This is a genomic window from Bacillus sp. FAU20 (genome assembly GCF_056033865.1).
In genome coordinates, this window is the sequence record NZ_JBVYHY010000011.1 from 44,916 (window position 1) to 68,578 (window position 23,663).

At 33.3% G+C, this 23,663-nt stretch carries 19 protein-coding genes and 6 pseudogenes; 20 read left to right on the forward strand and 5 right to left on the reverse strand.

Annotated elements, in window-relative coordinates; all coding sequences use genetic code 11:
* Positions 1-963 carry a helix-turn-helix transcriptional regulator gene (locus AC0OM3_RS08635; RefSeq protein WP_000755056.1) on the reverse strand — a complete coding sequence of 321 codons (963 nt, stop codon included), beginning with the start codon at positions 961-963 and terminating at the stop codon, positions 1-3.
* Positions 964-1,072: 109 nt separating this feature from the next.
* Between AC0OM3_RS08635 and AC0OM3_RS08640 the strand changes: the two genes are divergently transcribed.
* The 11 genes and pseudogenes from AC0OM3_RS08640 to AC0OM3_RS08690 form a co-directional block, all read left to right on the forward strand.
* Positions 1,073-1,552, forward strand: coding sequence for a GyrI-like domain-containing protein (locus AC0OM3_RS08640; protein WP_000801038.1), 480 nt, complete (start codon positions 1,073-1,075; stop codon positions 1,550-1,552).
* A 173-nt stretch (positions 1,553-1,725) separates the two neighbouring features.
* Positions 1,726-3,210 (forward strand): WD40/YVTN/BNR-like repeat-containing protein, encoded by a 1,485-nt coding sequence (locus tag AC0OM3_RS08645; protein WP_074593070.1) that lies wholly within the window; start codon positions 1,726-1,728, stop codon positions 3,208-3,210.
* Positions 3,211-3,317: 107 nt separating this feature from the next.
* Positions 3,318-3,470 (forward strand): annotated as a pseudogene (locus AC0OM3_RS08650) (DUF3963 domain-containing protein); the annotation flags it as partial.
* Positions 3,467-3,736, forward strand: a pseudogene (locus AC0OM3_RS08655) (LysE family translocator); the annotation flags it as partial. The pseudogenes AC0OM3_RS08650 and AC0OM3_RS08655, both read left to right, overlap by 4 nt.
* 98 nt (positions 3,737-3,834) lie before the next feature.
* The gene (locus AC0OM3_RS08660; protein ID WP_000141001.1) at positions 3,835-4,596 is read left to right on the forward strand and encodes a glycosyltransferase family 2 protein; all 762 of its coding nucleotides are present in this window, start codon (positions 3,835-3,837) and stop codon (positions 4,594-4,596) included.
* 583 nt (positions 4,597-5,179) lie between these two features.
* Positions 5,180-5,902, forward strand: coding sequence for an RNA polymerase sigma factor SigI (gene sigI / locus AC0OM3_RS08665; RefSeq protein ID WP_002181307.1), 723 nt, complete (start codon positions 5,180-5,182; stop codon positions 5,900-5,902).
* Positions 5,892-7,229, forward strand: coding sequence for an anti-sigma factor domain-containing protein (locus AC0OM3_RS08670; protein WP_131250814.1), 1,338 nt, complete (start codon positions 5,892-5,894; stop codon positions 7,227-7,229). The genes sigI and AC0OM3_RS08670 overlap by 11 nt, the downstream gene beginning before the upstream one ends.
* Positions 7,230-7,432: 203 nt before the next feature.
* A complete protein-coding gene (locus AC0OM3_RS08675) occupies positions 7,433-10,780 on the forward strand; it encodes a trifunctional glycoside hydrolase family 18/polysaccharide deacetylase/glycosyltransferase family 2 protein (protein WP_061884429.1) in 3,348 nt (1,115 codons plus the stop codon).
* Positions 10,781-11,030: 250 nt separating this feature from the next.
* Positions 11,031-11,306 (forward strand): ArsR/SmtB family transcription factor, encoded by a 276-nt coding sequence (locus AC0OM3_RS08680; protein WP_000660065.1) that lies wholly within the window; start codon positions 11,031-11,033, stop codon positions 11,304-11,306.
* A gap of 537 nt (positions 11,307-11,843) precedes the next feature.
* A complete protein-coding gene (locus AC0OM3_RS08685) occupies positions 11,844-12,521 on the forward strand; it encodes a hypothetical protein (protein ID WP_003302066.1) in 678 nt (225 codons plus the stop codon).
* A pseudogene (locus AC0OM3_RS08690) lies at positions 12,512-12,796 on the forward strand (hypothetical protein); the annotation flags it as partial. The gene AC0OM3_RS08685 and the pseudogene AC0OM3_RS08690, both read left to right, overlap by 10 nt.
* Positions 12,797-13,018: 222 nt before the next feature.
* On the opposite strand, the gene AC0OM3_RS08695 reads toward AC0OM3_RS08690, so the two are convergent.
* The 3 genes from AC0OM3_RS08695 to AC0OM3_RS08705 all read right to left on the reverse strand — a co-directional run bounded on the left by AC0OM3_RS08695 (position 13,019) and on the right by AC0OM3_RS08705 (position 15,939).
* Positions 13,019-14,476, reverse strand: coding sequence for an FAD-dependent oxidoreductase (locus AC0OM3_RS08695; protein WP_000371166.1), 1,458 nt, complete (start codon positions 14,474-14,476; stop codon positions 13,019-13,021).
* Between the two features lie 321 nt (positions 14,477-14,797).
* A complete protein-coding gene (locus tag AC0OM3_RS08700; protein ID WP_157405320.1) occupies positions 14,798-15,013 on the reverse strand; it encodes a hypothetical protein in 216 nt (71 codons plus the stop codon).
* A 602-nt stretch (positions 15,014-15,615) separates the two neighbouring features.
* On the reverse strand, positions 15,616-15,939 hold the full coding sequence (locus AC0OM3_RS08705; RefSeq protein ID WP_001072961.1) for a winged helix-turn-helix transcriptional regulator: 324 nt from the start codon (positions 15,937-15,939) through the stop codon (positions 15,616-15,618).
* A gap of 124 nt (positions 15,940-16,063) precedes the next feature.
* Between AC0OM3_RS08705 and AC0OM3_RS08710 the strand changes: the two genes are divergently transcribed.
* From AC0OM3_RS08710 to AC0OM3_RS08735, 6 genes and pseudogenes are all read left to right on the forward strand, one after another.
* Positions 16,064-16,597 carry an NAD(P)H-dependent oxidoreductase gene (locus AC0OM3_RS08710; protein ID WP_000855231.1) on the forward strand — a complete coding sequence of 178 codons (534 nt, stop codon included), beginning with the start codon at positions 16,064-16,066 and terminating at the stop codon, positions 16,595-16,597.
* Between the two features lie 143 nt (positions 16,598-16,740).
* Positions 16,741-18,234 carry a class I adenylate-forming enzyme family protein gene (locus AC0OM3_RS08715; protein WP_003302073.1) on the forward strand — a complete coding sequence of 498 codons (1,494 nt, stop codon included), beginning with the start codon at positions 16,741-16,743 and terminating at the stop codon, positions 18,232-18,234.
* 144 nt (positions 18,235-18,378) lie between these two features.
* Positions 18,379-18,941 (forward strand): annotated as a pseudogene (locus AC0OM3_RS08720) (GNAT family N-acetyltransferase).
* On the forward strand, positions 18,938-19,642 hold the full coding sequence (locus AC0OM3_RS08725; RefSeq protein WP_474211455.1) for an SDR family NAD(P)-dependent oxidoreductase: 705 nt from the start codon (positions 18,938-18,940) through the stop codon (positions 19,640-19,642). Before AC0OM3_RS08720 ends, AC0OM3_RS08725 begins: the two are co-directional and overlap by 4 nt.
* Positions 19,639-20,415: a GNAT family N-acetyltransferase gene (locus tag AC0OM3_RS08730; RefSeq protein ID WP_002164109.1), complete on the forward strand. Its 777-nt coding sequence runs from the start codon at positions 19,639-19,641 to the stop codon at positions 20,413-20,415. Before AC0OM3_RS08725 ends, AC0OM3_RS08730 begins: the two co-directional genes overlap by 4 nt.
* A gap of 11 nt (positions 20,416-20,426) precedes the next feature.
* Positions 20,427-21,326 (forward strand): PhzF family phenazine biosynthesis isomerase, encoded by a 900-nt coding sequence (locus AC0OM3_RS08735; RefSeq protein WP_000849333.1) that lies wholly within the window; start codon positions 20,427-20,429, stop codon positions 21,324-21,326.
* Positions 21,327-21,409: 83 nt separating this feature from the next.
* Here the strand turns inward: AC0OM3_RS08735 and AC0OM3_RS08740 are convergent, their stop codons facing one another.
* Entirely contained in the window at positions 21,410-21,619 is a 210-nt protein-coding gene (locus AC0OM3_RS08740) for a hypothetical protein (protein WP_000801650.1), read from the reverse strand.
* A gap of 84 nt (positions 21,620-21,703) precedes the next feature.
* Here AC0OM3_RS08740 and AC0OM3_RS08745 point away from each other — a divergent pair, with 84 nt between their 5' ends.
* From AC0OM3_RS08745 to AC0OM3_RS08755, 3 genes and pseudogenes are all read left to right on the forward strand, one after another.
* A complete protein-coding gene (locus AC0OM3_RS08745; protein WP_001022436.1) occupies positions 21,704-22,453 on the forward strand; it encodes a Nif3-like dinuclear metal center hexameric protein in 750 nt (249 codons plus the stop codon).
* Between the two features lie 187 nt (positions 22,454-22,640).
* Positions 22,641-23,479 (forward strand): annotated as a pseudogene (locus tag AC0OM3_RS08750) (aminoglycoside phosphotransferase family protein).
* Positions 23,480-23,520: 41 nt separating this feature from the next.
* A pseudogene (locus tag AC0OM3_RS08755) lies at positions 23,521-23,637 on the forward strand (DUF7010 family protein); the annotation flags it as partial.
* Between the last annotated feature and the right edge of the window lie 26 nt (positions 23,638-23,663).

Sequence of the window (23,663 nt, forward strand, 5' to 3'; positions counted from 1 at the left end):
TTATGGAATGTATAAGCACACTCGTTTTTGTAAATCTGCTAATACTTCATCGGGTATTTCTTTGATTTTAATATCCTTCCCTAGAAAAAGCAGCCAATTTATTATTTCCGTCACTTCATCGGGATTGTTAACATTGATAAAAGTTTTTAAAATGGCTGTGGATTGGTAAGGATTAGTATAAGATATTGCAATTTTTAAAGGATGGTATTTTTTGAACTGGGCAATTGCTGTCGGACCAAGTTCAAGTACAAGGTTAATTGCTTCAGCCTTCTTACTTAGTTTTTCTAAAATCTTTTTCTTATTGAGCCTTTTATTCGTCGTGTACGGTTCGATATTGATGAGAGCATCGACAGGAAACATTAACTTCTTTTCTTCTTTTAAGTCAAATCCTTCAATGATCCAATGGCTTTTTTCTTGATAAAGGTGTAATAGATAAATTGGATAAGACTTAATTTCTTCATCTTCTTTAATGGTAATCAATAAATGGTTATCCAAAAGAAGGATTTGAATGAGTTTTTCTAACATAGGATGGGGGAGATCAGAAAGCTCAAGTAGATCGGGATTATGAGGATTAGTTCCTTGGAACAGCAAGAGTTGATTTAAAAGAACGAGGTCATCTTGCTGGGTTTCTGAGATGAGTCCTAGTAGTTTTTCAGCTAAAGATTGACGACTTTTTAGATAGGGAAGTTGTTGATTCCTCGTAGCCATAAAGGCAATAAAAAGAGCTTTCACTTCATTATCAGTAAAGCGAACAACGGGCAGGATAGAATTATGCATAACAAAATATCCACCCGTTCTCCCAACTTCAGCGACAAGTGGCATTCCCATAGCTTCAATTTCTCTAATGTCTCTAATAGCTGTCGATCGTGATATGTTAAATTCTCGTATGATTTCAGAAATTGTAAAGTGGGAGCGGTTGTTAATATACCGCATAATTGTATTAATCCGTTCAACTTTTTTCATTTTGGTCTCCTAAACAGTATCATTTTTTGACATGGTTTAAAGATATTATAAACGTATCAGATGAAAAGATAAATCGTTTGATTAATAAAAAAAGAGGCAGGTTTTGTATATGAAAAATTATACTATAGAAGAAAAAGATAGCTTTATTGTGTTAGGTATTGGAACTGAAATTAAGAGTGAGTACACAGACTTTGCTGGAATAAATAAAGAAAAGGAAGACTTTTGGTCGGCTGTTAAAGAAGATGGAAGGCTGGACACTTTAAAAGCTTTAGCGACAAATGAATACATTTTTTCTGTGAGCGAAGCGGTGAATAACAAAATGATGTATTATGCGGGTGTCATGACAGAAGCACAAATAGAAGAAGAATCTAGAGTGATTCAGTTTCCGAGGGGAGAATACTTAGTAGTAAAAGGGGAAGACAAAACAGCTGAAGAGTTAAGTAATAAGTTGACTGGCATCGCCTTCGGTCAAGCTTTACCAGATGCAAATGAGTTTGCTTATGTTGGTGGACCAAATACGACGGTTGAGATGGGGAAAAGAAACGGCTTAGTGTTTGGTGAAATGTGGATTCCAGTTGTAAGGAAGTAAAGTGATAAAAGATACGAATATGGGAAGTAGAGGCTAACAATCTTGGATTGTTGGCCTTTTTAACATGAATATAATATTCATATGTTTATTGTATTTTTTGCGACAAGATTAAATAGCTTTTTTGTTACTTTACAATAAAGTATACTTAATATCAGTAATTCATATAATTAGGAGTGGTTTCTATATTTAGAGAAAATACAAAAAGGATACTTCTGTCATTAGTAACAAATCCAATACTAATAATTGTATACGGGATTTTTTGTTATGAGTTGGCCTTATACTGTAAGTACGGAAGAATGAATTATAATATTTACATTTTGTTATTATGTATAGTACTTTTTATATCCATAACTACATTTACTACAATGCGGGTGATAAAAAATAGAGAATATAAATCTAAAAAATTAACAAATTCAATAGCATGGAGATCCATTTCTATTATCGTTATTGTTGCAATTACATCATTTTATGGGATGCAGATTTATAAAAGTGCAATAAATTACAATGGCAAATTGGCATGGTTTATAGAAAAGTTAAAACATGAAAGGTCAGTTAAACTTAAACATAATAATATATATAAATCTGGAGTAGAAGGTATTTTTGAAGATATAAATAAAAAATATCCTTTGCCAAAGAAATTGTATATGGCAACTGATTTTGATCTTACGTTTCATTCAGATGGAACAATCACAGCGTTTGATACATTTGTTTATGGGAAAAATGTTGATGGGAAAGAAGAAACTTATTTAATCTCTTATAATAAGAAGAAATCAGAAGATATTACTATAATACGAGACGGATACGCAAAGCCTGATTATAATGATGATAAATTAGTAGAACCTTTAATTAAAACGGTTAAGGCGATCCCAGTTAAGCAAACGGTCAAAAAATGGAATGAAAGTAAGTATGGGTTGATTTATTATGGAAAAAGAAATTGGGGATCCAATACAGAGGGAATTATTAATATTACTGAGGATGGTAAGGAGCAGAGTCTTAAAGAAGCAGCTTCTGATATCATTGGATATACTGTATCTATATTTGTCCCTGGAAAAGAGAAAGAGCTAGTCCCTGCTAGATATAATTTAATAAGTGACGCAAGTTGGAGTAAATCAAAGACGCCTCCAAAAGAAGATAGGCTTAAAGAGAAGGAACAACAAGATTTAAAGAATGAAAAAGAACAGTTTTTCCTATCGAAAGAAGTTGGTTATAAACTAAATATGACAGATAAAGCATTAGGGAGCGCCTTTTATTCATTAAGCAAGACTAGTGATGAAGGGAAAACATGGGAGGTTATCAATCCAGACCCATTTAATGGGGGGATTGGTAGTGTATCAGGAATCACTTTTATAAATGATAAACTTGGGTTTTTAGGAGCAATCAGGCCTTCTGGTAATGAAGGAGAGTTATATCGTACAGATGATGGGGGAGTATCTTTCAAAAAGGTAGAATATCCGCCGCATGAAGTGAAATTAGATCATACACAGTCCACAATAAGTCCTTTTGATTCTCCCAGTATGCCATATGAGAAAGATGGGGTTTTTAATATGTTAGTTGGACAAGGGGCAGATGGAGACTACAATGGCGATAGTAGTGCACTTTATCAATCAAAAGATAACGGAGAGACATGGGAATTTGTAGAAGAAGTGAAAAAGAAATAACCAGAATGTCTTTTTGAAAAATAAGGTAACTACTCAGCTATACATTTCATTTAGAAATTTGGTAAGGAGTATAATTCCAGCCATGAAGATAAAAATGGACCTATACCTCGCTGCCTTTCTTTGTTTTATTTCTTATGCTTACTATCAACGCTATATTTATAGAAAGGTATTTTGGTGATAAACAAAAGTGGATTCGAAATATTACATGTTGCTTTGCTTTATTCGTAGTAGTTTTAGTAGCTCTACGGATAGGTTACTTTCGAATCCAAATATTTCCATTTTGTGTGTATCACTTCTACCTCAATTTTAAGATCCAGAGAAGGGATTGCTGCTTTTTCAAGGTGAAGTTTTGGGGCTTACGCAAATCACTGTTAGCTTTATAGTTAACCTTGTAATTGTATGTACAGCAAGTAAAATTGCAAAATGGTTTGGCACACGCCCGACGTGGCTACGAGTACAGCGTTGGCTTATGGCAAGTGTTTTAACGGTGCTTGCTGTACGTCTTGCTTTTGAACGTCGACAGTAAGAGCCTCTTTACCTTCAGTTTCTATAATATAACCTAATAAATATTAATATAATTTATGTATAGTAGATATTAACCTTATAAAATAAGGGGGGAATATTATGACTGAGACAAATGAATCTTCAGGAGTCAATTTGAAAAAAGATATGAAGTTTTCTATTATAATTCCTGCACACAATGAAGAAAAGTACATTAGAAAATGTTTAGATTCAATTGCAAAGGCATCAGAGGCATATAAAGAGCAAACGGAAGTTATAGTTGTTTTAAATCGTTGTACAGATAAAACAGAGGAAATAGCAAAATCTTATAATTGTATTACATTGAAAAATAACGATAAAAACTTATCTAAAATTCGAAATGCAGGGGCTAAAATAGCCAGTGGAGAAATAATCGTTACTATAGACGCTGATACGATAATGACAGAGTCTATGTTGTCTAATGTAGATAAATATTTAGCTTCAGGTAAATACATTGGTGGTGGGGTGAATGGGAAGTTTGAAAGAATATCTTTAGGAATATTTCTCTCCGCAATGTTAATCATAATCCCTTTACTTTTTAAGTACGGAGCTATATCTGTAGGGATTTTTTGGTGCTATAGAAAAGACTTTATGGCAATCAATGGATTTAATGAAAACATGCTTATGGCAGAAGATGCAGATTTCGCAAAACGTTTAAAAGAGTGGGGAAAGAAAAATAATAAGAAATTCGGTACTATTAAAAATGGAATGATAACTTCATGCAGAAGATTTGATACATATGGAGACTGGACTTTATTTAAAAATCCAAAAGTAATTTTAGCTTATCTAAAAGGAAATGATAGAAAATACGCAGATAAGACATATTATGATAACCAAGAAAGATAAAAGTGGAGAAAAGCGGCAGAGGATAGCTAGTACTTTTTTTAGATATGATGAGAATCCAACTTAATTTAATAGATATTATAAGAAAACCATCAATTTGATTATCCTTTTTCAAATTGATGGTTTTTATTTTTGAAATAAATATGTATTTTTTATAAAAATATTTTTTGACCCCCATAAAACTATGTATTCCTCCGAATATGTATAGTGAAGAAAATAAATAGAAGAAAAATGACTATGAAAGAATATAGAAGTATTAATAAAATTACTAGATTAAGTGGGCATCCAAAGTAAAAGGATGAAATTACCAATGATATAGAGGGGAGTTATTCAAGAATTGCAGATAAAATAGAAAAAGAATAAGCAAAACGAACGGTAGAAAATAAGAAAGTAGATAAAAATACAAACTTAACTTTAGTGCTGAGAGAAAAGGAAAATCATTAAGAAAACGTTGGGAAAAGTTAGACTCGAAAAATATAATTAACAGCAAGAAAACAAGACCGAAGAAAAGTACCAAGAAAATCTGGTTAAATGGTCACTTGTGCAGTGGCCATTTTGCTATTTGAAGGAGGTTGGGAGATTACAAGTGTTGAGTTTAGTAATGAAGATCTTAAGAAAACCGAAAATAGAAGATATCGTATGTAACATACAAAACAACGAAGAAGATAAAGAAGCGTTTATCGTACAGTATCAGCCTTTTATTAGAAAATCAATTTCATCTGTCTGCCGCCGATATATTACAGAACAGGATGATGAATATAGCATTGGATTGTTTGCGTTTAACGAAGCAATTGAACAGTATTCATATACAAAAGGAAAATCCTTTTTAGCGTTTGCTGATCTTCTTATAAAAAGAGATGTAATTGACTATATACGTAAGGAGTCTAAACATAACTTTGTCTTTTTAAAAGAAGATGAGCAAGAGGAAATGTTAGAAATGCAAGTGTCGCTTACGGAGTATATGAAAGAGATGGAAAATAGTAACCGTAAGGAGGAAATTCTTCATTTTCAAAGTGTGCTAGCTGAGTTTAAAATCACATTCTCAGAGCTTGCTAAAGAATCTCCTAAGCATCGTGATACACGTGAGCACTTAATAGAAATTGTGAAAATTATTATAAAAGAAGAGGAAATGATGGAAGAGCTGTTCCGAAAGAAAAAGTTACCGCTTAAACATATTGAACCACGTGTTAGGGTAAGTCGCAAAACATTGGAGCGTCATAGAAAATATATCATTGCAATGTGTATTATCTTTGCAAACAACTATACATACATTCTTGATTATATAAAGGGAGGGAAGCATGATGAATAAAGGAATTGTGATGGATATAAAAAAGCATAGCGTAGTTGTTTTAACACCAAATGGAGAGTTTATTACGTGTAAAAGAAAAGGGGATTCTTGCATAATCGGGGAAGAAATCTCATTTGATGAGCAAGAACAAAAAGCATCGTATTTTTCAATCCCTTCCTTTTTAAAGCCTGCATCAATACTTGTTGCTTGTTTTCTATTTGCAGTGCTGTTTTTCTACAACCAACCAGAAGAAAAAGTATTTGCTTACGTCTCAGTTGATATAAATCCAAGTTTAGAGGTGAGCGTAACAAAGGATTTTCGTGTTATAGATTTGCAGGCTTGTAATGATGATGGAAGGCGTATTTTAAAAGAATTGAAGCAATGGGAAAATAAACAATTGCAAGAAGTAATACGTACTATTATAAAGCAAAGTCAAGAGGATAAGTATTTAACGAATGATAAGCAAGTTATGCTAACAGCTGTTGCAAAGGACAAGGCACTAGAACCACTTTTGGAAAAGGCAATGAAAGAATTAAAGAAAGAATATGAGCTAAAACATATTACAGTTGAATATCAAAGTAGCACAATGCAAGTACGAGAGAATGCTAGAAAAGCTGGAATTGGCACAGGTGTCTATATAAAGCAAGAGAATGAGAAGAACAAATCGCTTACGCCTCCTGCCACGCCGTCTAATCCGGTGGAAAACGAAGAAGAGGTGCAATCGCAACCGGAGTCATCTCCTGATGCAACAATGGATTTGTCTCCCGTACAAGAAAAAAAGTATGAGAAGCAAGAGCATAAAGAACAAAAGAAAACAGAGGAACAGCCATCGAAGCAAATAAAAGAAAACAATGGAAGAGGATCTCAGCAAGAAAATAGAAGGAATCAACAGGAGAATAACAGTAGAGAAGCTCAACAAGGAAATAATGGGAATGAGCAAGGAAACAACGGAAGAGGACCTCAACAAGGAAATAATGGGAATGAGCAAGGAAACAACGGAAGAGGACCTCAACAAGGGAATAATGGGAATGAGCAAGGAAACAACGGAAGAGGTCCTCAACAAGGGAATAATGGGAATGGGCAAGGAAACAACGGAAGAGGACCTCAACAAGGAAATAATGGGAATGAGCAAGGAAACAACGGAAGAGGACCTCAACAAGGGAATAATGGGAATGAGCAAGGAAACAACGGAAGAGGACCTCAACAAGGAAATAATGGGAATGAGCAAGGGTACAACGGAAGAGGACCTCAACAAGGAAATAATGAGAATGAGCAAGGGTACAACGGAAGAGGACCTCAACAAGAGAATAGGGGCCACCAACAAGGCAATGAAAAAAAGAATCAATAGAATATGGAAGTGAGAGATTCAATTTAAAGCTAAAAGGATTTATCTCGCTATTGTGGGCAGTAAAACTCCCATCTCAAAATTTAGCTAAGGCAAAGAAGTTAGATGGGAGTTGGGCTGCTTATAAATGTTAGATTGGTGAGGCTAATTAAAGTTTCACTTTATTATTCTATAGTTCTATTAAGAAGGAGTATGTGAAAAATATAATGGAGAAAAACATTCAACAAGAGAAAGATAAAGAAAAACCTGTTTTTTATGATCCGAAAGGAAGGAGAAACATAGCCTTTATTTGGTTTCTATGTATCTCAATAGTTAGTGTAGGTGTTGTATTTTATTTTTTCTTTCAAAGTATTTTTTCAACACCAGAAATTCCAAACATGAATCCTACTGTAAAACAAGATACGAAACTTGTACCAATTAATCAAAAACTTAGTGAGGAGCAGTTAAAGAAGGAAGAATTCAAGCCAAATACCGAAATGAAGGATAATAAAAATTTGGTGAATTCGACAAACGATAGTAAACAACGTAAAGAAGTGTATGGTTTTTATGTAAACTGGGATGAAAATAGTACAGCGTCTTTAAAAGAAAATATCAATTCATTAACCACGTTAGTACCAGAATGGTATCATTTAAAAGAAGATTTAACGATTAGAAGTGAGATAAAACCTGAGATTGTAAAACTAGCAAAAAAAAATCATGTGAAAATTATGCCGTTACTTACTAACTATACAGAAAAAGCTTCTGGCCCTGATAGTGATCTTATCCATAAGTTACTGAATTCGCCGAATGATGTGAAGACGAAATTTATTAATGATTTAGTAAGCGAAGTTAAAAAGAGTCAGTTTTCAGGTATTAATATTGACTTTGAGGCCGTACCTGAAAGTGATAGAGAAAACTTAACAAATTTTATGAAAGAACTTACTACGGTCTTTCATAAACATGATTTGCTCGTTACACAAGATGTTCCAGCTAATGATAAGGCTTTTGATTATGGTGCATTAGCAAAAATAATAGATCGTATGATTGTAATGATGTACGATGAGCACTATGGAGCGGGGGAACCAGGACCAATTGCTTCAAATAAGTGGTTCCAACATACATTGAATGAACTGAATATTCCGTCTAATAAACTTATAGTTGCTTTCGGTAACTACGGATATGATTGGGAAATAAATAGTAAAAAACCTGCGAAGTCTTTAACTTTTTCAGAAGTTATGACAATGGCGAATGATTCCAATATGAAAATTCAATGGGATAACATGAGTGGAAATCCTTATTTTAGATATAAAACAGGAGAGAAAGAACATACTGCTTGGTTCTTAGACAGTGTTACTCTCTATAATCAAGTGAAAATCGCAATGGACAACAATGCAAAGGGGTTTGCGTTATGGAGATTAGGAGCAGAAGATCCTACAATATGGAAAGTTTTAAAAAATCCGATTGAGGCACAAAAAAATCCTGATGTATTACATAAAATCACTAGTTTAGATGAAGTGAATTATTCTGGACAAGGTGAAATTTTACAGATTGAGAATGAAAAGCAAAATGGATTGAGAGATTTTAAAGTAGGCAAAGATGGTTATCTTACAGATGAAGTATATCAATCTTTACCATCTGCATACGAAGTGCAACGATATGGAAAACCGAAAGGGAAACAAGTAGTATTAACATTTGATGATGGACCAGACCCGAAATATACGCCAGAAATTTTAGATATATTAAAAGAGAATAAAATAAAAGCTGCTTTTTTTGTCCTTGGTGAAAACGCACAACTAAATCCTAGTATTGTAAAAAGAATATACGATGAAGGGCATGAAATTGGCAATCATACTTTCAAGCATCCTAACGTAGCTGATACGTCTTTACTACGAACAAAAGTAGAACTTAATACGACGCAACGTCTGATCCAGGAAATAACTGGGCATTCTACAGTTTTGTTTAGGCCACCATACGAAGCGGATGCTAACCCGGATTCCTCAAATGAAATAGTGCCTATTTTACGGGCACAAAATATGAACTATACAATGGTAGCAGAAAAAGTGGATCCTGAGGACTGGGCAACACCATCAACTAATGAATTAGTAAAGCGTGCTCTTAATCCCGTTTATAAGGGAGAGGGAAATATTATTCTTCTCCATGATGCGGGAGGGAATCGTACCCATACGGTAGAGGCGTTGCCGATCATTATTAAAGAGCTTAAAAAGCATGGATATAGTTTTGTAACAATTTCAGATTTAATGAATAAAGAACGAGATGAAATTATGCCCCCAGTTTCTTCTGAGGGTGAGCAATATTTACTTTACAATAAAGCTGTCTTTTCAGGGGCGGGATACTTTAAACATATATTAACAACTATTTTTTATATTGCTATTGGATTAGGGATTTTTCGATTCTTATTCTTAATTTATTTTGCATGGAAGCAAAAAAGAAAAACGTTATCTCGCTCTATTAATTCGTCCTACCAACCTTTTGTTAGTGTTGTCATAGCAGCATATAATGAAGAAAAGGTGATAGCTAAGACAATTCGCTCAATTTTGGATAGTAAGTATGGAGAATTTGAAGTTATTGTTGTGGATGACGGATCGACAGATGGTACGTCAAAAGTAATGCAAGAAACATTTTATAAACACCCTAAAGTTCGTTTCATTCAGAAAGAAAACGGCGGGAAATCATCGGCAATGAACCTAGGGTTTCAACAATCTCGAGGAGAGATTATTGTCACTTTAGATGCGGATACTATTATTGCGCAAGACGCTATTTCTCTCATGATTAGACACTTTGAAAATCAGAATGTAGCGGCAGTTTCAGGTAATGTCAAAGTGGGAAATAGACGAAACTTGTTAACTACTTGGCAACATGTTGAGTATATTACCGGGTTTAATTTAGAACGTAGAGCTTTTGATGAGTTAAATTGTATTACAGTAGTTCCAGGAGCTATTGGAGCATGGCGTAAAAAAAATGTAGTTGAATCTGGATATTTAAGCGAAGATACATTAGCAGAAGATACGGATCTTACTATTACATTTTTACGTCAAGGATATAAAATTGTATATGAAGAAAAGGCCTATGCTTTTACAGAATCACCTGAAGATGTGAAAAGTCTCATTAAACAGCGATATCGTTGGTCATATGGTACACTCCAATGTCTTTGGAAACATCGAAAAGCAGTGTTTCATACAAAACATAAAACGTTAGGATTTATTGCATTGCCTAACATGTGGTTATTCCAATATGTTCTGCAATTCATTGCTCCTTTTGCAGATATTTTAATGATTATGGGGCTGTTTGGTAGCAATCCGCTAAAAGTGTTAGGGTTTTATCTTGTATTCTTTTTATTAGACCTTTTTGCATCTCTGTTTGCATTTAAATTAGAGAAAGAGGACCCTAAACCGTTAGTGTGGTTAATTTTACAACGCTTTATTTATCGTCAATTTATGACTTATGTTGTCATTAAATCTATATTCTCATCTATTCGAGGCGTAGCGGTAGGATGGAATAAACTAAAGAGAATGGGGAGTGTTAAACATTCCACGGAACATAAGGAGGCATCATAAGAGAGCAGACTATCTGCTCTTTTTTTCATTGATTTTAGTTAGTTGAATGTAGAGTTGTAGCATAAAAACTGGTGTTTCTATAACGAGATTCCTATTCATCATTAATAGTGAGACATTATGTTAAGCTAATCTTTTAGTTTCGGATTAAAGTTTTTTTATATTTTTTTAAAATGACGGACACAAAAACGCATATACCTTCGAATTATATATATGGATAACATAAATATGTATATAAAAGGGGAGAAATAAGATGAAAGAAAAAAAAGAAATGTTTCAAGAAATCGCTGAGGTGTTAAAGGTATTGGCGCATCCAGTTCGTCTATCTTTAGTAAAAATAATGCTTGCAAAAGGTCCTACTAATGTAACAACAATGTATGGGGATTTGGAAATGCCTCAAAGTACAATTAGTCAACATTTATCTAAACTAAAAGCTGCTAAAATGGTTACAGGTACTCGGAAAGGATTAGAAATTTATTATGAGGTAACTGACAATCGCACAAAATCAATATTAGCATGTTTAGTTTAAATGCTGATTTCTAGACGTCAAAATTAAGAAGAGGATAGGAAAGCAATTCTATGGAGAGAATTTTTAAGGTTTTTACACAAGTGAAGATCTGAAGTAAAGTTCCTTAATAAATAAAATAATTGTTTGAAAATATGGTATAAAATGGAATTTTTATACCATATTTTTTAATATCTGTAATAAAAGGAAGAATGTTTTGGTTTCAATTTATACGCTATCTTTATAAATTTTGATTACCTTAAACGTTTGACAAACTAGCAATAGGTCTGGAGTCAAAGTAAGTCCACACAGGCTTAATTCCTAAGTGGAAAGATCAACATGCTCAATATGCAAAAAAATATAACTTAAATCCTCTGCATCCTAGATTTTGCAAAATTACTTGTTACCTTATTTATTAAAAAAATCAATTAAGGAACTATTTAGTGAAAATAAATTGTTCAGTTAAAGGTGCATTTTATAGAATGTAAGAAAAGGTCTCAATTTCAGTAGACACGTGGATTCGCATACTGATAGAATAAGCGAAAATATAATAAAGGTGGAATGGATTTGAGAAAAAGGTTAGGATGCTTACATGCCCATTATTCAAATATAGAATATATAGAAAAGGCACTTACCTCATTTAACATTGAATTAATCCATTTTGTTGACCCGGCATTAATGTATCAGGTTACATCCAATGAAAAATTTCAAGAATCAGATGCTCAATTTAAAGTTAAAGAGCAAATAGAATGGATTGCTCAATGTAATGTTGATGCTATCCTTATTACTTGTACAAATTATATTGCAATTTTACATGAAGACCAAGACTTAATATCAGTGCCAATTATTAAAATTGATGTACCTTTCTTTGATTACATATGCAATATACAGCAACCTCAGACAATTGTTTTTACAAATCCTGCAACTGTTGAAGGCACAGTAGAACGTCTTAAACATCATGCTAATAGCCTTCAAAAATCTTTAGATTTAGAGGTTGTTGTCATAAATAGTGTTTTTGAATTGATAATGAAAGGATTAAAAAAAGAATACAACCAAGAAGTTACAAAGTTCTTAAATCAAATCATTAAAGATGAAAAGAAATTTATCTCTGTTGCTCAATTATCTATGGTTGATGCATCTAAGCAAGTTGAGTATAAAACATCTAAGACTATTATTACTCCATTGAATACATTGGTATCTTACATTGTTAATAAATTAAAATTAGAGAAGAAAAATTAGTGGTAGAAGACAGAGGATTTGGAATTATATATGGCTTTCTATCAATTTTCCTTGGGTTAGGTACTGTTATCCTACATAATGTTTGGACACTTAATTGGCAGGGACTCATTACACTTATTGCATGGCTCGCACTATTAAAAGGGATTTATGTAATTGCATATCCTGAACCATCCAAGAAAACCGATTTCGAAGTAAGGGTACTATCTACTCGTATAGTGCTTGCTATCCTTTGTGCTTTATCTTTATGGATGCTTATCATACTTTATATGAAATAGAGAAAAATATTTTTGATTATGAGAGTATGTAGGTGGGAGTTTTTTGTAGTACATCAGAGCGGAATTTTATAGTTAACTGTAAGTTTAATATTTTTCCCTTGTGGACATGTTTTTATAAATAGTGAGATGGGCAAAACGAAAAGAATCCTAAATAAATAGGATTCTTTTCGTTTTATAAAAGTGAATTTATATTGTATCACTAATACGGTTGATAATCGTTTTTCAGGAATATTCCCAGTTATCTATCTTGGTATACTCAATGTCGGCAATGTGACCATCTGGTCGAATCAAAATGGTATCTATATTTTTTAACTCAGAATCTTGTATTTCTCCTACAACTACCTTTATGTGCGAATCAATATTCATTTTATTTATCTTATCTATATAAGAAGGGTGTATTAATAAAATAAAGTTACCATCTTTCATTAATTCAAAGAGTTTATAACTTTTCTTATTTAGAGAAGAAATAGTGAGATTTGTACATCTTTTTCCTATCAATGGATGTCTTTCTGTATCGTGCATCGATGAATACATTACCCCTAACCCACTTACTCTTTCAGATAAATCGTGATTTATCTCGGGATATGTAAGTAAGTGCGAAAATAAATCCCTTAATTCCATTCCTGCGTTTGAAAAGTTTATCATTAATTGTTCTTGCGCTTGTACTTCCTTGAAAAATTGTTTTCCCACAGCATGTCTTTCAATATGATAACTTTCTAATAGACTTTCATATTTTTTTTGTTTTATTGCGAGCCCTAATTTCCAGCCTATATTAAAAGCATCTTGTAGGCCTACATTCAAACCTTGTCCTCCAGCAGGGAAATGAATATGTGCTGCATCCCCTGCTAAGAATACACGCTTATGTTGATAAGTATTTGCTAGTTTGGTTGCATTGCCAAAACGAGAAAGCCATATTGTGCTCTTAATTTGAAGATGTTCACCTGTAATACTATAAATACTATCTATAAACTCTTTTTCTGTAACAGCAACATGAACGGGTATTGTCTGATTCTTAGGATCAACAATTGCAAAACGAAATACATCAGGTGTAATAGGTACCATCATTAATATCCCATTTATATTAGAAGTAGATAAAAATGGAGTATCTGGTATATTTTCTAAAATAACATCACCTAATATAGCAGTAGTTGTTGTGTTTGTTCCATTAAACGGTATATTTGATAATTCACGAACTTTACTTCTTGCTCCATCAGCTCCTATTACATATGGAACTTCTATTTTATATATTGTTTCTCTTTGTTCTATTTCTAGTTGTACGAATGTTTCATATTGTTTTAAGTCTTTCAGAGTATGCCCACGTTTAATGACTACACCTAATTCTAATGCACGTTCTTCTAATATTTCTTCTGTAATAGATTGGGGAATAAAAAGTGTATACGGAAAATCAGTATTTAAATTTTTAAAGTTTAATCTTGTATCTAAGGCAGCAAAATGACTTGTATTTAATTTCTTGCCTCTAGCTAAAAATCGATCTGCAATACCTCTCATAGCCATCAATTCTAAGGAGCGGGGGTGTAGTGTGAGTGCTCTAGAATTTCGTACCCGGTCTAATCTTCTCTCTAAAACAACAACTTTTACGCCTTGAATAGCTAATTCACATGCTGCCATAAGCCCAACTGGACCACCACCAACTACCGCTACATCATAATAATTGTCCATATCATGCCCTCCATTTATTTAATTGTTTAAGAGCTAATGTAAAAAATTGTAAATAGATTTATAAATGCTATCTATTGTACATATATAATTATACTTCATTTTAGTTTCCTTGGAAACTAAAATGAAGTTCCTAGGAGAAGTCTACATAGTTGTAGTTAAAGCTATATAGCGTGTCTGCAGCAGTAGCCATTGGGTAGCATTGATATGTAATGGCGTTTGCATTAAAGGCTGTAGCTTCTTATGCTTGTGCTATTTTTACTAAAAATGCTACTGCTATAGTTCCATGTGGGAGTTGTAAAGGTCTTTCCGCTATTCGTAGTTTTAATGAGGTAGTAGTGGTTTTAACTCGACTTCAAATAATTCACTTTCCATTTCATTAAGTGCATACATTGATACAGGATGTGGAGAGGTATTAGATAAGATTTGTGATGAAAGAAGTTCTCCTGATGATGAGTAAAATGTAACAAACACTTGTGAAAATGGAGGGACCATAATGATTACACGGTCAGTTTTTTGTAACGTATTAACCAACTCCAAAATAATATAGTTTTATAAAAAATAATAGATAAATATAAAGATATTATTATGGGTACTTTTCTGATAGTGAATTAAGAAAATTAATAAACTCTTTATTTTATTGTAAATAATTTAAGAGCACACAAATATGCGCGCTCTTAGAGTAGAAAGGTAGTTTTCTATGAGTAGGGAGTCCCCATATAATAAAATATGCTTGTACAATTCAAATGTGAGAAGTTTTTTATAAAAATGCTATTTGGTAAGTCTATGTGAAAAATCAGCTTGTACAGGAATTCTTTGCAAAGTATTTTGTGTGCAGTCATGATTATTAAAGTTGATGAGAACTGTTATTCGACTAATAAAACCACATCTCAAATTGTTGACTATATGTCTAACAACTAGGATGCGGTTCAATTAATAAAAAATGTCCGAGTAAAATATAAGGTGAAAAGTATAGGATACTTTTGTTATAAAGATATAGATGAATGTTATTGTTTTTTACTTCTGAAAGATTTGGGGTTCTAAATTACGAGTTGTTGGAGTCCCTCTAATATAAAATTTCAGTAGAAATATTGAACTACTAATATGAATGTAGAATATTTAATAAAGACGGTAATGTTTTTTTAGTCATGTAATCTTTTCATTTGATGATCTTTCCCCCATTCACATAATTCATCCATAATTTGCATTAAAGATTTTCCGTATTCACTTAGTGTGTACTCAACCTTTGGTGGAACTTCTTGATATGCAGTACGATGGATAATACCATCAGCTTCAAGTTGCCGAAGTTGTTGTGTAAGAACTTTTTGCGTAATGTTTGGAATTTCTCGTCGGATTTCATTTGTTCGCATTTTTCCATCTATTAAGACACATAAAATATGAACTTTCCATTTTCCACCGATTACATCGAGTGTAGTTGCAATTGGGCAGTCATCATTTTGATTCATATAACACCTCCACAGGTACTTTAAGGTTCCTATAGCACTTTAAAGTACGTACTTTTCAATTATATGTGACTCATTCATACTAATACGTAAAGGGTTGAATAATTTATAAAGGGGATGAAAAAAGATGAAAACACTTGTAATTGTAGCACATCCTGATATTGAAAAATCAAAAATTAATAAAAGATGGATTGAAGAACTTGAGAAATATTCGGATGAAATTACGGTGCATGAATTGTATAAAGTGGCACCGAATTGGGAGTTTAATATTGAAGAAGAGCAAAAGTTATTAGTAGAACATGACAGATATATATTTCAATTTCCGCTTTACTGGTACAGCTCACCACCATTATTAAAAAAATGGTTCGATGATGTATTAACATATGGATTTGCGTACGGATCTAAAGGAGATAAAGTGAAGGGGAAAGAATTTGGTGTAGCTATTTCTATAGGTGGATTAGAAAAAGACTATGAAAATAGTGGAATTACAATGGATGAGTTGACGAAACCATTCCAAGCTACATGCTTATACACAGGTATGGAATTTATACCTTCCTTTTATTTATATGGTGCAGAATATAAACTAAGTGATGAAGAGATTGATAAAAGTGCACCTGAGTATGTGCAATATGTGATGAACAAGAAGTATTCTAATATATAATGGGAAATAGCCATTTACTTGTAAAGTAAATGGCTATTTTATATTCTTCTTATATTCACTAAGTGTAATCTTTAGTAAATTAATAGTTAATCTGGTAAAATAAAAAACCTAACATATATAAAGGGGAGTTTTACTTGAGAACGATGCGACAATTATTACAAAAGAGAGCAATGCAATCACCAAGTTTGGAAGCGCTTGTAGGGGGGAAGAAAAGATATTCGTTTCAGCAATATAATGAACGAGTAAATCAGTTTGCACATTATTTGTTACATAATGGTGTGCAAAGAGGAGATCGTATAGGAATACTATGCAAAAATAATCACCCATTTCCAAGCGTTATGATGGCAAGTTTAAAAATTGGAGCGGTATTTATTCCGCTAAATCATCAGCTGACTGTTTATGAATTAGAAACGATTGTAAAAGAAGCGAAATTAAAAGTGTTAGTTATTGATGAAGAATTTAGTGAAGTGTTATTAAAGGTTGATGCTGTTAAAGAAATTCCTTATGTAATTCAAACGACAAAAGAAGGCTTTGGTTCATTTGAATTAGAGTTGCAAAAACAGCCAACGACAGAACCGAACGTAGAAGTTCATGAAGAAGACGATGCCATTTACTTGTTTACATCAGGAACGACTGGACAGGCGAAAGCATGTGTAATTGGACATAAAAACTTACATCATTATTTTGCTGAAATTGCGGGACAAAGAGAAATCCCAGCAGGTGAACGCTTTTTATCTGTGCATCCATTGTTTCATATGAGTGGCGTGCTTTCTATTTTAAATTGTATTTATCATGGCGTTACGATGATCTTCTTAGCTGATTCGAATCCTGCTCTTATTTGGGATAAGATTGAAGAAGAGAAAATTACTACGATGCTTGCTTTCCCAGCCGTTTATAGCTACATGCTTGATGAACTACATAAAAAAGAACGTAACATTTCAACCTTTAAAGTAGCACAAAGCGGTGGTACAAAAGTGCCAGAAACACTCATTCAAAAATATATGGAAAAAGGCATATATATGGTGCAAGGCTATGGTAGTACAGAAGGTTGGGTTGTAACCTCATGGCATCCAATGATGGGAAAAGAAAAGATGTCTTCTGTAGGAAAGACCTTGAAAAATGTAGAGGTGAAAATTGTTCATCCGGAAACAGGACATGAACTAACAACAAATGAAGTTGGAGAGATTCATGTGAAAAGTCCATACATGTTTAAAGGATATTGGAATAATGAAAAGGCGACAAAGAAGGTAGTAAAAGATAACTGGTTTAACATGGGTGATGCTGGCATGATAGATGATGATGGATTCCTGCATATTATGGGAAGATATAAAGACGTTATTATACGCGGTGGTGACAACGTATATCCAGATCAGGTAGAAGATGTTATTCATGAAATACATGGTGTTTTAGAAGTTGCAGTAGTTGGAGTTCCAGATGACTTTTGGGGAGAGGTTCCAAGAGCTTATCTTGTGAAGGATAGCGAAACAACATTAACAGAAGAAAGTATTCTTCAGTATTGCAAAGAGAAATTAGCAAGTTATAAAATACCAGAAGTAGTATTCATAGATGAGTTGCCGAAAAACGCTTTAGGAAAAGTGTTGAAGAGGGAATTACGAGATGCAGTTCTTGTGAAATAGAAAATTATGAAACGATGGAGAACCCAGTTATGTATAAAGCATGACTGGTTTTTTATGTATCAAAAACATAATAATTTACTAGATTTTGTATTTTGTGTAAGATGATAAAGAATATTCAATTAATAATTCGAGGGATGAAATTAAATGAAGCTACCGTTATTAGAAGTAGAGACGGATAGACTCATTATTCGTCCATTTCAAAAAGGTGATTATGAAAGTTGGTTAGATGGATTTAACAAGAGACTGCCATCGCAGTATAAATATGACGATTGCTATCAAGTTCTGGCATCATCAACAAAAGCATGGTTCACGGAATGGGTAAGAGGTTTTGATGAAGCAGCACATAGAGATGAGATGTATGTATTAGGCATTTTTCGTAAAGAAGACGGAGCTAAATTGGAAAGCTAGAGCTAATAAAAATTTTACGTATGGACTATCAATGGGCGATGATGGGATACTCGATACATAATCAATATTGGAGAAATGGATATGGTGTTGAAAGTGTGAAAGCTGCGTTACCGTTATTTTTTAGTAGCCTTGATTTTCATAGAATCGAATTACATATATGTGTTGATAATGAGCCATCAGTGCGTCTTGCGGAAAGAGCAGGCTTTTCATTTGAATGCAAGAGAGAGGCGTTTTCATTAGAGAATGGTAAGTGGATGGATTTTCTTATTTATTATAAAAATAAGGAGATGAATATATGAGAGTGTTTATTACAGGTGGCAGCCGCGGGTTAGGATTACAGTTAGTAAAAGTATCTTATGAAAATGGGCATATCGTTTATCCATTAGTTAGAACTGAGGTTGCGGTAACGCAATTGAAGCAAATATTTAGTGGTAGATGTTTTCCTATAATGGCAGACTTATCGGCTGATGAGAGTACGGAGCAAATTAAGAAGCAGCTTGAGGAATATACAGAGTATGTTGATCTAGTTATAAATAACGCTGGCATTACTGGGAAGGAGACTGAGATTTTACATACAAATTCAGAAGAGTTAACGAACTTATTTAATATTCATTGCTTAGGTGTAATTCGGGCTGTAAAAGGTACATATGTGGCGTTGGCTAAATCGAATCATCCGAGAATAATAAATGTGTCCTCTCGATTAGGATCATTACATAAAATGGCGAACAAAAAGTTTCCGCAAGGCCAGTTCTCATATTCATATCGAATTGCTAAAGCTGCACAAAATATGTTAACACTCTGCTTACAACAAGGGTTTGAGAATAAAGGAATTCGTGTAACTGCCATTCACCCAGGAAAATTAAAAACTGATATTGGTGCCTTTGATGCGAATATGACTCCGGCTGAAGGAGCAAAAAATATATATGATTGGGTAATAGATTCAAATGAGGATATTTCAGGAAAGTTTATTAAGCCTGGTGTGGGGGAATTGAAGTGGTGATATACGATCTTGCAATCATTCAGAATCTATTTGGCCCTTCTAAAAAAGTATTAAATGGCTTACCAAATGCAGTAACGATTGAAGAGATAGAAGAGAATGTTCTTTATGATGTACAAACTTATAAAGAAAAGATAAGTAGATTTGAAGAAGTTTGTTTTAATTGGGAGTTAAAAAGAGCGAGTATTGTATTAAACAAAAGGTTTAGTAGTTATAAATCAAGTGTGAGAGTGTTACTTGATGCCGGTTTTTCTTTGTATGCCGCAAAGATAGAAGTATGTAGAGAATTGAACAATGTAGAAGGACCTGAAAGACAATATACATATCGATCAATAGCAGAAGGAACGTTAGCGGAAAAAGAATTTAAATATATTTGGGAACAATGTATGTCGGGTTCAGGGAATCAAACTTCAATTTTAACTATCGATGAGCATTTTTATTCAGTGCAAACAGAGTTAGGTACGGGCTGGGAAAAGTCATGTATTGTTTTTTATGATAAAAATGAGCCGATTGGTATGTCCATACCGCATATAGAAACTGGAACAGAAAGTGAAGGACGATTATTTTATTTTGGGGTAATGCCTTATTATCGCGGGAAAGGAATTGCTTCCCATATGCATCTTCAATCGTTGCATATGTTAAAGGAAATGGGGGCTACTTATTACATTGGAAGCACACATACTTCAAATGAAAAGATGCAGAGGATATTTTGGAGAAATAATTGTTCGTTGAAAACGAAGATAGAGCTTTATTATAAAATCTTTAAAGAAGGTTAGGAGAAAAGAAAATGAAGACTATAAACGTATTTCATTACGACGCATTTACGAATAAACCAAATAAGGGAAATCCAGCAGGTATTGTATTAGAAGCAGGTGGGTTAACGGAAGAGGAAATGCAAATTATTGCTGAAAAAGTTGGATATAACGAAACAACTTTTGTTCTTTTCTCAGAAGTAGGAGATATAAGAATGCGCTATTTTACACCTGGTTTTGAAATGGATTTATGTGGTCATGGGACAGTAGGGACGATATTTGCCTTGCGCGAAAAAGGTTTATTAGAAGAGAAAAGTAACCTTACGATTGAAACGAAGGCTGGGATTTTACCGATACAAATAGGTGTAAATGAAAATGGAGAAACCTTTATTAAAATGAGACAGGCAGCACCTCAGTTTAAAGAGTTTACAGGTTCAAAAGAAGAATTAGCTCAAAGTATCGGTTTAGAAGTAAATGATTTAGATGTAAGTTTACCGATTGTATATGGAAGTACTGGTAATTGGACTGTAATTGTACCGATTAAAAATCTTAATGCATGTGAGAGAATGACACCTAATAATGCTGCATTTCCATCAGTATTAAAAGAAATACCTAATGCTTCTATTCACCCCATTTGTCTAGAAACTTATGATGAACTAGCACAAATGCACGGCCGTCATTTTTCATCAGCTTACGCTGGGACGACTGAAGATCCAGTGACAGGAACAGCTTCAGGTGTAATGGGAGCGTATTATGCGGAGTATTTAGAGAAAGATTTTGAACATGAATTGGGTTTAATCGTTGAGCAAGGACAGGAAATAAATAAAGATGGTCGTGTAACTGTTTATGTAACGAAAGGGATAGAAAACGAAAAGTTACAAATAGATATTGCTGGAACAGCGGTGTATGTAAAAGAGTTTGAAATTTCGATATAAAGTGAAACTTTAATCAGTGGGGGTCTTACTGCTCGGTGAATAGCGCGATAAAAAAGAAAGCCCGGAATACATCCGGACTTTCATTATCTGTTCAATACTTCAATGTACGAAGCATCTCCAGTTGTTCTTAAAGCGGAGCGGAAATTATTATTTTCTAACGCCTTAGCAACTTGTTGTAACTGCTGTGCATCATCATGATGAATAAGTAAGCTGTCAGCACCGCTTTCCTCTATATGAATGTGTTCGACATTTCCGATTGCATCATGTACAGCTTTTAAAAATTCAGGTTTCATATTGTCCTCCTATATGTATGTAACGTTGTAATTTAGTATTTCCTTATTTATGAAATATAAAAGTAAATGAAAGGAGAAATAAAAATGAATATAAAGCAGTTTAAAGAACATATAACATCACTATTTGGAGAGCATCTTCATAAATATGGCGATGATGAATATGGTTTTACTTATATAAGTAAAGAAGAGTTTCACAAAATCGGTTACACAACAAATTTAACGTTAGAAACTATTGAAGAAGCGTATCGAAATGGAGTCGATATGATAGTTACACATCATGCGCCGTGGAGTTTTTTATTTGGTATGGAAGAGGCTTGTATTGAGAAATTGAAGCAATATGAAATGAATCATTTTTGGATTCATTTGCCGTTAGATTTTGTAAAGTTTGGCACGTGTACATCGTTATTTAACGAAATTGGGATAGATACAATACTGGAATATTCAACCTATGAGGAAGAAGAACTACCGGGAATAGGAGAATATAAAGAAGCGATTCCTTTTTCAAACTTAGTTGGAAAACTTGAAGAAAAAATGGAAGAGAAAGTGAAGAGCTGGAGAAATCACGATAAACTAGTAAAACGGATTGCGATTTTAACCGGTGCAGGAAACAACACAAATTTGATTGAGCGTGCATTAGAGAAAGGGTGTGACACGTACATAACCGGTGAAAAAACATTATATACAGTTCAACATGCGAAATTTAAAGGAATTAATTTAATTGTAGGCAGTCATACGTTTACAGAAGTGTTTGGTGTAGAAAGTTTGGCTCATAAGTTAAAAGAAAGAGATAATTCAATAGAAATTACTAGATTAAATGAAGATCATTTGGAGTGAAGAAATCACATCGCATTACCATAAATGGAATGAACTATATAATGGAATATTGAAGGAAGCAGTTGCAATGAAATAAAATTATTTTTTGTTATATTAAGATTTTTAGGGGGAATTCCCTTATGTTTGTCAAATAATAGTAAAGTTGTCTTTTGAATTAAGGGAATATTCGGAGTTGAAGGGTGAGAGAATGGACATTTCAATAATCACTGCACAACTAGTTAAGGAAAAAGTTGTTTCACATTATCCAAATAGCGTAAAAGCATTAAACGGGGGAACGACAAGTACTATATATTTGTTAGATGAACAAACGTTATAAAGTTGAATGAATCGGATGTCATACGTGAAGAAGCTTATTTTCTTCAGTTTTATAAAAAGGACGAATTATTTCCAAAGCTTTTATATAAGGAACCTTTAAATCGCTATATTGTTTACTCATTCCTTGAGGGCACAACTTCTTGCAAACTAGGCCATAAACGGAGTGTTCTTTGTAAACTTGTAAAGAAAGTTATCAATAAGTATGAAGTAGCTACAGAGGTTGATGGCTGGGGATGGAAAGAAAATCCGGTTCAATCTTGGAATGAATTTTTAACAACAAATGTGATAGAAGCTCATGAAAATGTAAGATGTTACATAAGTGAAGAAGAGTATAGAACGGTTCTTAAGTTAGCAAATAGGGACGCTGGAATAAATCAGCCGTTTTTATTACATGGTGATCTTGGATTTCATAACTTTATATTTAAAGAGAATGAGCTGCATGGTGTAATTGATCCTTTACCATTGTTAGGAAATCCTATATATGATTTAATTTATGCGTTCTGTTCAACCCCGGAAGATTTAACAAAAGAAACAATCGATTATGCGATGAAACAATGTGTATTTCATAAAAAAGACCGTGATTTATATGAAGAAATAGTCATAGGATTATATTTGCGTATAGATACATGTTTACGGCACCACCCGAAAGATTTAGAAGATTATTTAGAAGCTTGGCGTTATTGGATGGGTGAGGTTGAGGTGACTTTATAGTACAAATATTTTGGGGGAGATAGTGAGATGAATGTTGCAGAAGCGAAAAAGGATTTACTGTAATGCCATTATTGGTTACAGTTGTCTATTTACTTACTTTTATAAGTTTATTAATTGAAAATAAAAAAGTAGATCATTATCAACAAAAATCAGCTTAATAAAAATATAGGGATAGGGGAAATTA